This is a genomic window from Viridibacterium curvum (assembly GCF_039544165.1).
In the GTDB taxonomy this organism is placed as follows: domain Bacteria; phylum Pseudomonadota; class Gammaproteobacteria; order Burkholderiales; family Rhodocyclaceae; genus Viridibacterium; species Viridibacterium curvum.
On sequence record NZ_BAABLD010000001.1, the window covers coordinates 105275 to 120117 of the forward strand.

General features: G+C 63.1%; 11 protein-coding genes and 1 other RNA gene. 8 read left to right on the forward strand and 4 right to left on the reverse strand.

Translation table 11 applies throughout. The features are described 5' to 3' along the window. Positions 1–24 precede the first annotated feature (24 nt). From ABEA02_RS00535 to ABEA02_RS00550, 4 genes are read left to right on the forward strand one after another with little or no spacing between them, the layout of a single operon-like run. Positions 25–441, forward strand: coding sequence for an LEA/WHy family protein (locus ABEA02_RS00535; RefSeq protein ID WP_345530861.1), 417 nt, complete (start codon positions 25–27; stop codon positions 439–441). Positions 442–471: 30 nt separating this feature from the next. After that, the gene (locus tag ABEA02_RS00540; RefSeq protein ID WP_345530862.1) at positions 472–714 is read left to right on the forward strand and encodes a PP0621 family protein; all 243 of its coding nucleotides are present in this window, start codon (positions 472–474) and stop codon (positions 712–714) included. Continuing rightward, positions 711–2255 carry a two-component system sensor histidine kinase NtrB gene (locus tag ABEA02_RS00545; RefSeq protein ID WP_345530863.1) on the forward strand — a complete coding sequence of 515 codons (1545 nt, stop codon included), beginning with the start codon at positions 711–713 and terminating at the stop codon, positions 2253–2255. The genes ABEA02_RS00540 and ABEA02_RS00545 overlap by 4 nt, the downstream gene beginning before the upstream one ends. Beyond that, positions 2252–3637: a sigma-54-dependent transcriptional regulator gene (locus ABEA02_RS00550; protein ID WP_345530865.1), complete on the forward strand. Its 1386-nt coding sequence runs from the start codon at positions 2252–2254 to the stop codon at positions 3635–3637. The genes ABEA02_RS00545 and ABEA02_RS00550 overlap by 4 nt, the downstream gene beginning before the upstream one ends. A gap of 12 nt (positions 3638–3649) precedes the next feature. Here ABEA02_RS00550 and ABEA02_RS00555 read toward each other — a convergent pair whose 3' ends face one another. After that, entirely contained in the window at positions 3650–4768 is a 1119-nt protein-coding gene (locus tag ABEA02_RS00555; RefSeq protein WP_345530866.1) for an ABC transporter substrate-binding protein, read from the reverse strand. Positions 4769–4920: 152 nt separating this feature from the next. On the opposite strand from ABEA02_RS00555, the gene ffs reads away from it, so the two are divergent. Then, an RNA gene (ffs, locus tag ABEA02_RS00560) (signal recognition particle sRNA small type) lies at positions 4921–5018 on the forward strand. Positions 5019–5105: 87 nt separating this feature from the next. On the opposite strand, the gene katG is transcribed toward ffs, so the two are convergent. Further along, positions 5106–7307 (reverse strand): catalase/peroxidase HPI, encoded by a 2202-nt coding sequence (gene katG / locus ABEA02_RS00565; protein ID WP_345530867.1) that lies wholly within the window; start codon positions 7305–7307, stop codon positions 5106–5108. Positions 7308–7632: 325 nt separating this feature from the next. On the opposite strand from katG, the gene dnaX reads away from it, so the two are divergent. The 3 genes from dnaX (at position 7633) to recR (ending at position 10439) form a co-directional block, all read left to right on the forward strand. Then, positions 7633–9333, forward strand: coding sequence for a DNA polymerase III subunit gamma/tau (dnaX, locus tag ABEA02_RS00570; protein ID WP_345530868.1), 1701 nt, complete (start codon positions 7633–7635; stop codon positions 9331–9333). 50 nt (positions 9334–9383) lie between these two features. Next, positions 9384–9701, forward strand: a complete 318-nt coding sequence (locus tag ABEA02_RS00575; protein ID WP_345530869.1) for a YbaB/EbfC family nucleoid-associated protein — start codon at positions 9384–9386, stop codon at positions 9699–9701. 150 nt (positions 9702–9851) lie between these two features. Next, the gene (gene recR, locus ABEA02_RS00580; protein ID WP_345530870.1) at positions 9852–10439 is read left to right on the forward strand and encodes a recombination mediator RecR; all 588 of its coding nucleotides are present in this window, start codon (positions 9852–9854) and stop codon (positions 10437–10439) included. A 103-nt stretch (positions 10440–10542) separates the two neighbouring features. On the opposite strand, the gene ABEA02_RS00585 is transcribed toward recR, so the two are convergent. Together ABEA02_RS00585 and ABEA02_RS00590 are read right to left on the reverse strand one after the other, a co-directional pair. After that, the gene (locus ABEA02_RS00585) at positions 10543–14133 is read right to left on the reverse strand and encodes a pectate lyase family protein (RefSeq protein WP_345530871.1); all 3591 of its coding nucleotides are present in this window, start codon (positions 14131–14133) and stop codon (positions 10543–10545) included. 78 nt (positions 14134–14211) lie between these two features. After that, positions 14212–14763 (reverse strand): PEP-CTERM sorting domain-containing protein, encoded by a 552-nt coding sequence (locus ABEA02_RS00590; RefSeq protein ID WP_345530872.1) that lies wholly within the window; start codon positions 14761–14763, stop codon positions 14212–14214. Between the last annotated feature and the right edge of the window lie 80 nt (positions 14764–14843).

Below are 14843 nucleotides of genomic sequence, written 5' to 3' on the forward strand. Positions count from 1 at the left end.
CTTTGTGCGGTGCTGGTGATTACCATGGCAGGTTGTGCCAGCCTGCGCTGGCAGAAGCCGAAGATCGCGCTGGAGAGTGCCCGCGTCGCGGGCGGCAATCTGCAGGACACGCGCGTTCAGCTGACCCTGCGCATCACTAATCCCAATGCGCGCGAAATCATTGTGGACTCGGTGCGTTTCGACGTGCTGGTGGCAGGTGAGAAGGTTGGCAGTGGTCAGCGCGTGGAGCCCGTGACGATCGCGGCACAAGCTGAGACGCGCGTCGAGCTCGACACGCGATTCCGCACACTCGAACTGCTGCAGTTCATGCGTCAAGCGATGCAGGCGGACGGCACGCTGGCGTACACCGTGGTGGGTGAGGCCGAGGTGCGCGACTTCGGCCGCCAGTCCTTCAATCAGCCCGGCAGCCTTGCCGTGCCCAGATTGCTCCAATCGAAGTAAAGTCTTGCCTCCACCGCTATCGAGCTGCGCATGCGTAATCTTTTCCTGTTCCTCCTTCTGCTTGTCGCTGTCTACCTCGTCCGCCGCGCGTTGAGCCGCGCCGACGACGCAGCGGACAAACCTGCCGCCCAGCCGGAGGCCGCGCGTGATGCCGAGCAGGTGCTGCCCTGTGCGCAGTGCGGAGTCCTGGTACCGGCCAGCGAGGGAGTGATTCGCGGCGCCGGGTTTTTTTGCTCGACTGAACACGCGGACCTGGGGCCGCGCGCCGGATGACCCTCAGTCTGTCGCGTCTCGAAGGCGATACGACTCGCAGCGTCTCGCTGCGTTACTTCAATTTCTACCGTGTCGTCATCGCCAGTTTGCTGGCGATCTTCGGCAGCGTCTTCAGCATCGGCTCGTCGGCACCCCAGGCCTATGCTGTGGTGGCCATCGCTTACTGGTTTGCGGCGATTGCCTTCGCCGTCCTCACCCCGCGTTCCGGCACCCAGCTCAAGTTTCTGCTGACCTGGCAGGTAGCGCTGGACGTCGTCGTGCTGACCGGCATCATGTTCATCAGCGGCTCGCAGCGTGGCACTGTGCCTTACCTGCTGATGAGCACGCTGGCAGGTGCCGCGCTGGTCGCCGAAGGGCGGCTGGTGCTGGGTTTTGCGGCGATGACGACCATTGCCGTGCTGACCGAGCAGGGGCTCCAGGTCGTGCTGTTCGGCGTGAACGCAGACGACATGGCGCGCACCGGCATCATCTGCCTGGGCTACTTCGCCGTGGCACTGGTGGCGCGGCTGCTGGCACGCCGTGCCATCGAGAACGAGTTGCTGGCGCAGCAGCGCGGTCAAGCCTTGCAGCGGCAGATGCGCGTGAACCATCGCATCATCGAAGACATGCAGGACGGCGTGATCGTGCTCGACATCGATAACTGTGTGCGCCAGAGCAACCCGCGTGCGGTGGACCTGGTGGGCGTCGAGCTGGTGGAAGGCGAGCCGCTGGATCTGCGCGTACCGGCACTGGGCGCAGCCCTGCGAGCCGGTCAGCACTCGGTGCGTTTCGAGCAGACCGGCAAGCTCGTGAGCCTGCGCAAGGTGGAAGTGGAGGTGGAAGAGGGCGGCGATACCGTGCTCTACCTCGAAGATACCGACCGTATCGAAGCCCAGGCGCGTCAGCTCAAGCTGGCCGCACTGGGACGGCTGACGGCCAACATCGCACACGAGATCCGCAACCCCTTGGCGTCCGTCTCGCAGGCTGCCGAACTGTTGGTGGACGAGAAACGCGCCGCCATGCAGCAGCGCCTGTCACGCATCGTGCTCGACAACGCAGGGCGAATCGACCGCATCGTGCGCGACGTGCTGGAGCTGGGGCGGCGGGACCGCACGACGCCGGAGCTGCTGGACGCGACCCTGTTCGTGCATAACTGCGTCGAGGAGTTCGCGATGCACACCGAGTCTGCGCGTCGCTGCGTGGTCGTACAGAGCAGTGAACAACCACGCATACATTTCGACCGCGTGCATCTGACGCAGATTCTCGGCAACCTGCTAGGCAACGCCTTGCGGTATTGTCGCCAGGAGCCCGGTTCGGTCGAGATCCGCATTGCGCCGCTCGCCGAGGGCGTCGTGTTGATTGCCATCCGCGATGACGGACCGGGGATTCAGGAAAGTCAGCGCGAACAGGTGTTCGAACCTTTCCACACCACGGATCCCAAGGGCACCGGGTTGGGCTTGTATGTGGCTCGTGAGCTGGCCGTGGCCAATGCCGCGAGCCTCTCTCTGGTGGACTCCGCCGCGGGGGCCGAATTCCACCTGATTGCCAGGAGTGAAGAATGAGCGTTGCCCAAGAGCGTCGCAGCCGTCAGCGGGACGCTGACGTCCTCATCGTCGATGACGAATCCGATATCCGTGAATTGCTGGAACTCTCCCTGCTACGCATGGGGCTGGGCGCCGACAGCGCCGCCACCGTGGGCGAGGCGAAAGAGAAACTATCCAGCCGCCAGTACCGCCTGTGCCTGACCGACATGCGACTGCCCGACGGTGAAGGCCTGGAGGTCGTGAAGCACGTCGCTGCGCACTGTGTCGATCTGCCGGTTGCCGTCATCACGGCGCATGGCAGCATGGACAACGCGGTGGCCGCGCTCAAGGCCGGTGCTTTCGACTACCTCTCCAAGCCGGTGTCGCTTGAACAGCTGCGCGCGCTGGTGAAGTCGGCGCTCGATGTGTCATCGCCCAAGTCGGCCGACGCACCGAAGGACGGTGGCTTCCAGTTCACCGGTAGTTCGGCGGCGATGGATCAGGTGCGCGGCATGGTTGAGCGTCTCGCACGCAGTCAGGCGCCGGTTTATGTGTCAGGCGAGTCCGGCAGCGGCAAGGAACGCGCGGCGCGCATGATCCACACGCTGGGCCCGCGTTCCGCCTTGCCTTTCGTAGCCGTCAACTGCGGTGCGATTCCCGAGAACCTCATGGAGTCCGAATTCTTCGGCTACCGCAAGGGCGCTTTCACGGGCGCGGAGAGTGATCGGGACGGTTTCTTCCATGCTGCCAATGGCGGTACCTTGTTCCTCGACGAAGTGGCCGACCTTCCGCTGGCCATGCAGGTCAAGCTGCTGCGTGTGATCCAGGAGCGTCGTGTGCGTCGTGTGGGTGATACGCAGGAGCAGGCCGTCGATGTACGCATCATTTCGGCGACCCACCAGAACCTCAAGGAGCTTGTCGACAACGGGCGGTTCCGTCAGGACTTGTTCTACCGGCTCAACGTCATCGAGCTGCACATGCCTGCGCTGCGCGAACGGCGTGAGGACATTCCCGAGCTGGCCCAGGGCATTCTCGGGCGACTGGCTGGTGAGGCAGGCATGTCGACCCCGCAGCTCACTCAGGCAGCGATGGCCACGCTGCGTAACTACGCATTTCCCGGCAACGTGCGCGAGCTGGAGAACATCCTGGAGCGTGCGCTGGCCTTGTCACTGGGCGAGGATATTGACGCCGCCGATCTGCGCCTCGACCCCGAGCCGGGCAGCGTACCGACGCCGGTGTCGGGCGAACTGGCCGTGGCGGGTGGCAACCTGCAGGACCACCTCGACCATCTCGAAAAGCTCGCCATCCAGGAGGCCCTCAACAAGACCGAGGGCAACCGCACCCGCGCTGCGCAACTGCTGGGCGTGACCTTCCGCTCGCTGCGTTACCGCATGGAGCGGCTGGGCATGAAGGACAACTGAGCCGCAGTGCGCTCAGCGCAGGTGCTTGCCACCTGCGCCGATCATCGTCACATCGACGAACTTCGACCCCGCGCGTTGTTGCGGGCCGAAGGCGACCTTGAAGCCGCTGATGTCGGCCGTGGTGCTTTCCAACGCCTTGATCAGCGAAGCGCGCGTAGCAGCGCCGCCGGCTCTCTTCAGCGCAGAGATGAGCACGCGTGCGCCGATGTATTCCTCGAAGCTGGCGTACGACGGGGGCTGGCCCGGGGCGTGTGTTTTCAGCGCGTCCTGGTATTCGCGCACGACTTTCTGCGTGCCCGAGAAAGGTGAGGGCATGACTTGCGTAATGCCCACTCCACGTGCCGCAGACTCACCGGCAATGCGGTAGATGTCTTCACCACTGACGACCGAGATGGCGAACACCTGCAAGCCCGGCGAGCGTTCGATCATCTGTTTGACGAACAGCGCTGCGGGGCGTGTGATGGCAATCATGATGACGGCTTGCGGATTGCCCTTGAGGATGTCGTCGACGGCTTTGCCCACGTCTTCCGTGTTCTTCTCGTAGCTGCCGCGGCTGACAAGCTTGATGTCATGTGGGGCGAGTGCTTTTTCAACGCCCGCGAGGCCGGACTGACCGAAAGCATCGTTCTGGTAGAAGACGGCGATGCGCTTGACGCCCGTGCTGACGAACTGATCAACCATGGTGCGGGTTTCGTCGTCGTAACCGGCGCGAATGTGGAAGATCCAGGGATTGAAAGGCTCACGCAGCGCTGCGCCGCCGGTGTAGGGCGCCACGAGCGGAATGCCTGCGCTGCCCAGTACATTGCGCTTGAGCAGTTCGGCGATGTTGCCCGTGCCGGCATAGCCGATCAGGGCCACAGCCTTTTCCTTGTCGACGAGCTCCTGCGTGCAGCTCACGGTCTTGGCCGTGTCGTAGCCATCGTCTTTTTGTACGAGTTTGATTTTCTGTCCGTTGATACCGCCAGCGGCGTTGGCGGCCTCGACAGCGATGCGGACTCCCTGCGCCATGGCTTCACCGGTCTTGGCAAGCGAGCCAGTCAGCGGTGCGCACTGACCGATGACAACCTGGGCCTGTGTGGTACCGATGGACAGGGCGCAAGACAGCACCAGCAGTGCGAGATTCTTTTTCATGTTCCTCCCCCTTTGTTCTGTTTGCCGCAATGCAAAGATGGTAGCCGCATGCTGCAATGCGGCACCCGCGACTTTCGGGCAATACCGCACGCTGTGGCGGCCTCGCTGGAAGCCCGGCGGGAAGAGAGGGGCTGCGTGCTACAATTCATAGCGGCGGGTCTCCCCGCATTGCAGCGTGGGAATCTGGTCAGGTCCGGAAGGAAGCAGCCATAACCGCTCCCTGCAAGTGCCGGGGGTCGGGCTCGCCGCCTCGAACAAAAAACGGCGCACAGTCTTCTGGACTGTGCGCCGTTTGCTTTTGCGCGTGCTGCCTTGTGGGCGGTGGCGGGCGGGGGCGTTACTTCAGGTCGAAGCGGTCGAGGTTCATGACCTTTGTCCAGGCGGCCACGAAATCCTTCACGAAGCGTTCCTTCGCATCGTCCTGCGCATAGGCCTCGGCAAGGGCACGCAGCTGCGAGTTGGAGCCGAACACGAGGTCGACACGCGTTGCCGTCCACTTCACGGCGCCGCTCTTGCGGTCGCGACCTTCGAATAGCTGGGCGTCGGCAGAGGTCGGCGTCCAGGCCGTGGCGATGTCGAGCACGTTGCGGAAGAAATCGGTGCTGAGGGTGCCGGGCTTCTGGGTGAAGACGCCATGCTTGCCGTCGACTGTTGCGCCGATGGCGCGCAGACCGCCGACCAGCACCGTCATCTCGGGGGCCGTGAGCGTGAGCAGCTGTGCCTTGTCGACCAGCAGCTTCTCGGCGGGCACGCTGTACTGTGCCTTCTGGTAATTGCGGAAGCCGTCAGCGATGGGTTCGAGCACGGCGAAGGACGCAGCGTCGGTCTGCTCGGCGGTGGCATCGGTACGGCCCGGTGAGAAGGGCACCTCGATGCTCACGCCACCTGCCTTGGCGGCTTGCTCAACGGCGGCGTTGCCAGCGAGCACGATGAGGTCGGCGAGCGAGACCTTCTTGCCCCCCGTTTGGGCGGTGTTGAAGTCGCGCTGGATGGCGCCGAGCGTTTCCAGCACCTTGGCAAGCTGCGCGGGCTGGTTGGCTGCCCAGTCCTTCTGCGGCGCGAGGCGGATGCGTGCGCCGTTGGCGCCACCGCGCTTGTCCGAGCCACGGAAAGTGGACGCAGAAGCCCAGGCAGTCGACACGAGCTCGGCGACGCTGAGGCCCGAGGCCAGCACCTTGGCCTTGAGCGCGGCCACATCAGCCGGGCCGACGAGGGCGTGATCGACGGCGGGTACGGGGTCTTGCCAGATGAGGTCTTCGGCAGGTACCTCCGGGCCGAGGTAACGCACCTTGGGGCCCATGTCGCGGTGGGTCAGCTTGAACCAGGCGCGCGCGAAGGCGTCGGCGAAGGCGGCCGGGTCCTGGTGGAAGCGGCGCGCGATCTTTTCGTAGGCCGGGTCCATGCGCAGCGAGAGGTCGGCCGTCGTCATCATCGGCGGATGCTTTTTCGACGGATCGTGTGCGTCGGGAATCATGTGTTCAGGCTTCACGTCCTTCGCGACCCATTGGTGTGCACCGGCGGGGCTCCTGGTGAGTTCCCACTCGTACCCGAAAAGCATATCGAAGTAACCGTTGTCCCACTTGGTGGGGTTGGGTTTCCACGCGCCTTCGATGCCGCTGGTGGTGGTGTGCACGCCGTGGCCCGAACCGAACTTGTTGATCCAGCCGAAGCCCATTGCTTCAAGTGGCGCCGCTTCGGGCTCGGGACCGACGAGCTTGGCGTCGCCCGCGCCGTGGGCCTTGCCGAAGGTGTGACCGCCAGCGATGAGGGCGACGGTCTCTTCGTCATTCATGGCCATGCGGGCGAAGGTTTCGCGCACATCGCGGCCAGAGGCGACGGGGTCGGGGTTACCGTCCGGGCCTTCCGGATTGACGTAGATGAGGCCCATCTGCACGGCAGCGAGCGGGTTTTCGAGTTCGCGATTGCCGCTGTAGCGGCTGTTGGGCTTGTCACTGGTGGCGAGCCATGCTTTCTCTGCGCCCCAATAGATGTCTTCCTCGGGTGCCCAGATGTCCTCACGGCCGCCGCCGAAGCCGAAGGTCTTGAAGCCCATGGATTCGAGCGCGACGTTACCGGCGAGGATCAGGAGGTCAGCCCAGGAGAGGGCGTTGCCGTATTTCTGCTTGATCGGCCACAGCAGACGACGCGCCTTGTCGAGGTTGCCGTTGTCGGGCCAGCTGTTGAGCGGCGCGAAGCGCTGGTTGCCGGTGCCCGCACCACCCCGGCCATCGGCCGTGCGATAGGTACCGGCGGCGTGCCAGGCCATGCGGATCATGAGGCCACCGTAGTGGCCCCAGTCGGCTGGCCACCAGTCCTGCGACGTCGTCATGAGTGCTTTGAGGTCCTTTTTCACCGCCGCGAGGTCCAGCTTGCTGAAGGCGGCGGCGTAATCAAAATCTGCGGGCAGGGGGCTGGACTCGGACGTGTGCTGATGCAGGATCCTGAGGTTCAGCTGGTTGGGCCACCAGTCACGGTTGGATTGTGTGGCGGCCGTCGCGGCGCCACCGTGATGGAAGGGACATTTGTTTTCGCTGGACATGACTGACTCCTGAGAATGGGGGTGTGGTGGGTGCGGGGTTGGCGGTGTTCAGTAGCGACCGGCCTGGAAAGCCATGACTTCCCGGAGCAGATCGATGCAGGCTTGCAGGTGGTGTTTCATGCGCGTTCTCCAGAGGTGATGGAGGCACTTTAGTGAGCGCTGGTCGATCAATCCAATTGATTGCCGGAACAATGGTGATAGCAAATGACAATCGTCGAGCGAGGGGTGGCAGGGCGCGACGGCGGGGAGCGGCGAAGGTGACGGTGAGGCGGCGGTGAGCCGGGGCAGGGCGGTCAGGCGGCGCTTCCGGGCTACAATCGCGGCCATGAGTTACCAAGTCCTCGCGCGAAAATGGCGCCCCAAGAGTTTCGAGACCCTGGTGGGCCAGGAGCACGTCGTGCGGGCGCTGTCTCACGCCCTGGCGACCGGGCGTTTGCACCACGCCTACCTCTTCACCGGCACGCGCGGCGTGGGCAAGACGACCATTTCGCGCATCCTCGCCAAGAGTCTCAACTGCGAGACCGGCGTGACGGCGACGCCCTGCGGCGTCTGCACTGCCTGTACCGAGATCGATAGTGGGCGCTTCGTCGATTACGTCGAGATGGACGCGGCGTCGAACCGCGGTGTCGACGACATGGCCAACCTGCTCGAAAAAGCCGCCTATGCGCCGGCGCGCGGGCGCTACAAGGTCTACATGATCGACGAAGTGCACATGCTCACCGGGCATGCCTTCAACGCCATGCTCAAGACGCTCGAAGAGCCGCCCGAGCACATGAAGTTCATCCTCGCGACGACCGATCCGCAGAAGATCCCGGTCACCGTGCTGTCGCGCTGCCTGCAGTTCAACCTCAAGCAGATGCCGCAGACGCATATCGTCGATCACCTCTCGCGCATCCTGGGCGAAGAGCAGGTGCCTTTCGAGCCGGGTGCTTTGCGCCACCTCGCCAAAGGTGCCAGCGGCTCGATGCGAGACGCGCTGTCGCTGCTCGACCAGGCCATTGCGCATGGCGCCGGCAAGGTCGAGGAAGAGCAGGTAATCGACATGCTCGGCACGGTGGGCGATGACCACCTGTACGCCTTGCTCGACGCCCTTGCGGCGCAAGACATCGACGCCATGCTCGCAGCGGCCGACACCATGGAGGCGCGTGCGCTGTCCTTCGACGACGCGCTGCAGACCTTTGCCAGCCTGTTGCATCGCATCGCCCTCGTGCAGTACGCGCCGAGTGCGGTCAGCGATGCGTTCGAACGCGAGCGCCTGCTGGGCTATGCCGCGCAGTTCGATGCCGAATTCCTGCAGCTGGCCTACCAGATCGTTGTGCATGGCCGCGATGAGCTATCCATCGCGCCGGATGAGTTGACCGGCTTCTCGATGACCCTGCTGCGCCTGCATGCGTTCCGCCCCGAGACGGGCGCTGCTGCAGGTGGCGCATCGAGCAGTGGCGCGGGTGGTGGGCAGGTGCGTGTCATGCCTGCACTGCGTCCGGGTGCACCTGTTCAGGCTGCACCGGCGGGGCTCAAGCCTGCTGCCGCGCCCGCTGCTGCACCGCTCGCGCGCCCGCAGGCTGCAACGCCTGCAGCTCCTCCGGCTTCGGTCGCAGCAGAGCCCCCAGTGCGTTACGACGCTGAGCCTGCCAACTTGCCTGCTGGCAAGCTTGACTGGCAGGAACTCATCAGCGCCATGCAACTCGGTGGCCTCGTGCGCGAACTGGCGCAGAACTGCGAACTGGGGGTGACGGATGGGCAAACCGTCAACCTGCGTCTCGCGCCCTCGCATCGTCACCTGCTGGCGGTACCCGGTACGCAAGCCAAGTTGCAGGAGTCGCTTGGCAAGCATTTCGGTAGCGCCATCCGCCTCAACATCGAGATTGCGGAACCCGCATCGCAGACCCCCGCGCAGCGCCAGGCGGAAGCCCAGCGCCAGCGCCACGGTGATGCCGTGGCCGCGCTGGAGTCAGATCCCTTCGTGCAGGAAATGATCCAGCGCTTCGACGCCACGCTCGTCGAATCTTCGGTCAAGCCGCTCTGAGCGCAGACCTGACACCCCTTACGAATCAACCCGAACCAAGGAGTAACACCATGATGAAAGGCGGAATCGCCGGCCTGATGAAGCAGGCTCAACAGATGCAGGCCAACATGCAGAAGGCGCAGGAAGAACTCGCGCTGATCAACGTTGAAGGCCAGGCGGGCTCGGGCGCCGTCAAGGTCACTCTGTCCTGCAAGCACGAGGTCAAGCGCGTCAGCATCGACGCTTCGGTCATGGACGACCGCGAGATGCTCGAGGACCTGATCGCAACGGCGATGGGCGATGCGCTGAAAAAAATCGAATCGACCACGCAGGAGAAAATGTCCGGCTTCACCGCCGGTATGCCGCCCGGCTTCAAACTCCCATTCTGAAACATGCCGCCGAAGCTACTGCGCAAGCCGGGACTGCTTCTGCGATGCTCGTCGTACCCGGTGCACGACTGCGCTTCTCGAAACAGTCGCGACTTGCGCGCTGCGTTTCTGCGGCACGTTTGAACGTTCGGAAAAATTCACTTCACTCCGATGTCGCCGCTAGATCAATTGATTGAAGCTTTGCGCGTGCTGCCCGGTGTCGGGCCGAAGTCCGCGCAGCGCATGGCCTATCACCTGTTGCAGCGTGACCGGCAGGGCGCTGCGCGGCTTGGGGCCTCCATCGTTACTGCGATGGAAAAGCTCAAGCATTGCCAGCGTTGCAACAGCTTCACCGAGGCCGATGTGTGTGAGCGCTGCCTCAATGCGCAGCGCGACCCTGCTTTGTTGTGCGTGGTCGAGATGCCCGCCGATCTGGCGATGATGGAGCAGACGCATACCTACAAAGGCCTTTACTACGTGCTCATGGGGCGAATCTCGCCGCTGGATGGCGTGGGGCCGCGCGAGCTGCAGCTTGAAAAACTCATCGACCGAGCTTCCGATGGTGTGGTTAACGAGGTCATTCTCGCTACCAACTTCACCAACGAGGGCGAGGCGACTGCGCATTACGTGGGCGCCGTCCTGCAGGCGCGTGGCATCAAGGTCAGCCGCATCGCGCGTGGCGTGCCAGTCGGCGGCGAGCTGGAGCACACCGACATCGGCACCATCGCACAGGCGCTGGTGGAGCGACGCAGCTTGTAGCGTTGCGAAGTCTGACAACAAAACCAGCCAACAAAAAAGCTGCCCGTGGGCAGCTTTTTTGTTGATCAGAGGGGGCACATGGCCCCATCTTCTGAAGAGCCGATCAGGGCACCGGGTTCCAGCTGATGGCCGAGAAGGCCGCAGCGCGCGTTGCGAACACGGCGGCTTCGGTATCGGTCAGGATGCGGCCACCAACACGGCCACTCAGGCTCACGGCGTTACCCGCCGTGTCCATCGTGCCGTATTCCTTCCAGCCGGTCGTTGCCGTCGGCGTGGTCGGGTTCGGCGCGGGTTGGCCATTCACACCCAGGCCGGCCCAGCCGATGGTGGCAACGTGTGTGTCCATCTTGCAGTTGATGAACGTAACGTTGTCCCACGATGCCGTGCCGCCCGGGCTGCGCGCGAGGTAGGTGACGCCCAGGGGCAGGGCCACACCGCCGGGGCCGACCCCATTGGTCAGCGTGCTGTTGAGGAAGATGAAGCCCTTGTCGGTCGAAGCGACCGTACGAGCCTGCACCACGTAGCCGCCGGAGCTGGTGTTGGAGGTATCACCCACCGAGCGGATTTCGCTGTTCTCGAACAGTGCGACGCGGTTACCACCCCAGATGAAGTCGACGTTGCCGGCAATCAGGGTGTTGTAGAACCACGTGTAACCCTTCACCTGGATCGTGTCCTGCTCGCTGTAGAAGTTGGCGTTCTTGGCGATCAGGCGGCCCGTGTCGTTGTTGAAGTAGATCGTTTCGGCCTGGGCGCTGATGCTGGAAGAGCGCAGCGTCGTGTTCTTCAGCGTCAGATTGTCCAGCGTCAGCAGATCGGAGGTTTCGATCATGAACACCGCGCGACCACCAGCCGGCGAACCCGAACCGGCAGCCTGGCTTGCGCCCGAGCCGCTGTTGAGGGTTTCGTAGTTCTTGAACTGGATGATTGTGCCGTCGCGGCTCTCGCCGACGATGGTCAGGTTGTTCTTGCCGCGCAGGTACAGTGCTTCGTCATACACACCATTCTTGACGTTGACCGTTGCAGCCGTTGCGGCAGCCACGTTCTGCATTACGTAGTTGAGCGCGCCCTGCACGGAACGGAAGTCGGCGGTCGTGCCGTCGTCATCCACCGTCAGCGTGGTCAGGCCTGCAGCAGGCGCAGCCTTCGTGGTGAAGGACCAGTTCCCCGCTGCGCCGATACCCACGAACGGCGTGCCGCCAAGCGTGGTGCCCGTGAAGACGCCATCGGCGACCGCCACGTAGTACTCGGTGCCGTAGGCCAGCTTGCCCTGGTGCGGGGTGATGACGGCCGTATTGCCGCTGATGCTGATCATCGGCGTGTTGATCACACGCACGTTGCTCTGGCCGCTGTAGCCCAGGGTATTTGTTTCGCCGGTGGGCTTGATGACGTCGATCAGCGCGTTATCGCTCTTGCGGAAGATGCGAACCGAACCGCTCGTGGTCAGAGTGGGGGCCGAGTCAAACGTCAGGCTCAGCTTGCCGTCGACATAGGCCGTCGCATCGCCTGCGGCGGGCACGACGCTGCTGCCCAGCGAATAGGTCTGTGTGGGTTGCACGAAGGCCGGCGCGATGGTGGCGCTGATCGTGCGCGACAGGGTGGCGTCCGAACCGCTCTGGAACACGATGTTGGCGCTGCCTGCAGCCAGCGGCGTCAGGGTCACGGTGTTGCCGCTGACCGAGACCCCAACGACGGCGGGATTGCTCGACACCACGCTGAAGGTGTCGGCCGTGACGCCATCGCTCTTGACGGCGGTGACCGTCACCACGCGCGCTGCGTCACCCGCTTCGGCCGACCAGGTGGTCGAGGGCGACAGGGTGAGCTGCACCGGTTTGATGTTGGGGTCGCCAACACGGATGTCGTCGATCTGGAACGACTTGTTGGCCGTGTAGAGGCCGATCAGGCCGCGTGCCGCAAAGGATGCGTCGGTGACCGAACCGATTTTTTCGCCATCAAGATAGACCGTCAGCGTCGTGCCGATCAGCTCGAAGCGCACCGTGTACCAGGTGGTGTCCATGGAGATGGGCTTCTTGACCTGCTTGGGACGAGACAGGGAGCCCGCCAGCATCTTGGCGATTTCGACCTGCGTGCTGGAGGTCGAGCTCTGCACGTTGAGGCCGGCACCGTACCAGTTGTTGCTGTCAACGTAGCGCGTGACGAGGAACAGGAACTTGTTGCCCGTGGTGCTGTTCGTCTGCGGCTTGATGCGGGCTTCGAGGTAGTAGTCAGGCGAGGTAACGCCAGTGAAGGCCGAGGACTTCACGAGGGCCAGGATACCGCCCGTCGATACGGCGGTGTATTGCAGCACCTTGTTGCTGTTGCTGGCGCTTTCGGCATTCACGGCAAACGAGCCGTTCGGGCCGGCGACGGGGAGCAGGTCCCACTTGTCAGCCGTGCCGGTTTCGAAGTCGTCGCAGAAGTAGAGGCCGCTCGCAGGGCACCCAGCGTTGGCTGTGCTGGAGCTGCTGGACGAGCTGCTGCTGGAAGTCGAGCTGCTTGAAGAAGATGAACTGACGTTGCCCGTTCCGGTTACTGCAGTGGCAAGCTTGCCGCTGCCCGCTTGAGCCAGCGCCAAAGCCTTGACTCCGATGGTCGCGCGGGGCGTAAAGGAATAGGGAACCGTCCAGGTGACTGCATTCGACAAGGAGCACCCTGTCAGGGCTGTGCCATTAAGCGTGGAGCCGGTGTCCTTGAACAGACCTGCGGTAGAGGATGATGTCGGATTGACGATGATCTTGTCGCACGTGGCCTTGCCACTGAACGTGATTTCAAAGGCGTTGTAGTCCGAGATGATCTGTGAGCTCTTGCCGGCGCCGATGCTGTAGTCGTTCGGGTAGACCGGATGTGTCTGGCTGCCGAGGTAGTAGTTGTTGTAGAGGTGCACCTGACCAAAGCGTATGCGCGGCGAGCGCTGTGTCAGCTGACTGAAGATGTTGTTATGGAATGTGACATGCAGCTTGCCACTGTCGCCCGTTGCGCTGTCGCTGTTGCCGATCAGGAACGACTTGTTGTGCATGCCGAAGTTGTTATACGACAGCGTGACGTAGTCGGATGCATCGGTAATGTCGACCAGGCCATCGTGGCACTGTTTGAGCATGCCGTTTTCGATGGTCAGCGTGTCGTCAGTCTTGGGCGCGTCTGTAAAGGTATTGTGGTCGATCCAGATGTGATCGGAGCCCGATATCGAAATGCTGTCGTAGGCCGCGTTCCAGTTCCCGCTGGAGCCGTCAGTCGGGTCCCACACCGGTGCGACGTCGCAGGGCGTGACGAACTTGAGGTTGCGGATGATGATCTGCGAGACATTGCTCAGAATCACATGGCCGTTGATGAAGCCGGAGCTGGTGCCGTCGCCGATGAGTGTCGTGTTGCTCTTCAGGCGGATGGCCCCGCGCGTGCTCTGGTCTGAAGCGCTGGTATAGGCCGTGCCATTGCTCATGTCGATGGTGCCGACCACCTTGATGATCTTGGGCAGGGTGCCGCCGTTGGCGATGGCATTCAGCAGCTCTGTGCGGTTGGTGACGGTGTAGATCTGCGAGCTGGCGGCTGCAGAGCCACCCAGCGTGCCGCCAGCCATGCCGGCAAAGCCGTTGGAAGGCGCAACTTCGAGTGCCGGGTCGACCGCTTGGGCGGACGGGCCGGCGAGGCCGAGCGCCATAAGGCCGGCGCACAGCAGGGCCTTGATGAATGAAACATTCATTCCTGTTCTCCTTGATGAGAGCGGATGCGTTGAAGCCCCGGCACCACGTACCGGGAACGTTTTTGCAGAGAGAGGGGGCTAGCGTTTGCTGCGTCGGAGGGCAGCGGCAGTAAGACCGAGTCCGGCGAGCAACATGAGTGCGTTGGTCGGCTCCGGCACCGGGCTGACAGTCAGTTGCGCTGTATAGCCATCAACGCCGTTAGTCCAACTGACGTTGCTCAGATTCACGCGGATAGAGTTGCTACCAATGATGTTTAACACTGGCGTGCCCGAGATGCCGGTCAGGCTGGTCGAAGAGAGACTGGAGATGACACCGTTCAGGCCACTGAAACTGAAATCGAACACATAGCTTGAGGCCGTCGCGTCTGGGAGCCCAAAGAACGTGATGCTGCCGGACTCGCTGAAGTCGATCATGAACAGGAAGTCGGAGCTCAGATACTCGACCGTCGAACTATCGAGGTGCGTGATGTTCGATCCCACAATGGTGTCAAAGCCAGAGTCCACACCTAGCAAACCGGAGGCCGAGCCGTTATAAGTCCCCGTGATTGTCACCCCCGTGAGCGTGGCCGCTTGCAAGGAGCCGGCCGCCAGCCCGGCGCACAGGAGCGCGCCCAGTACTGCTGTTTTCATATCTCTCTCCACACTTGGTATTGTTCGTTCGCACAATGTGACCGGTCGAATCCGGTTCCGCTGTGCTTAAGCAAAAAAGG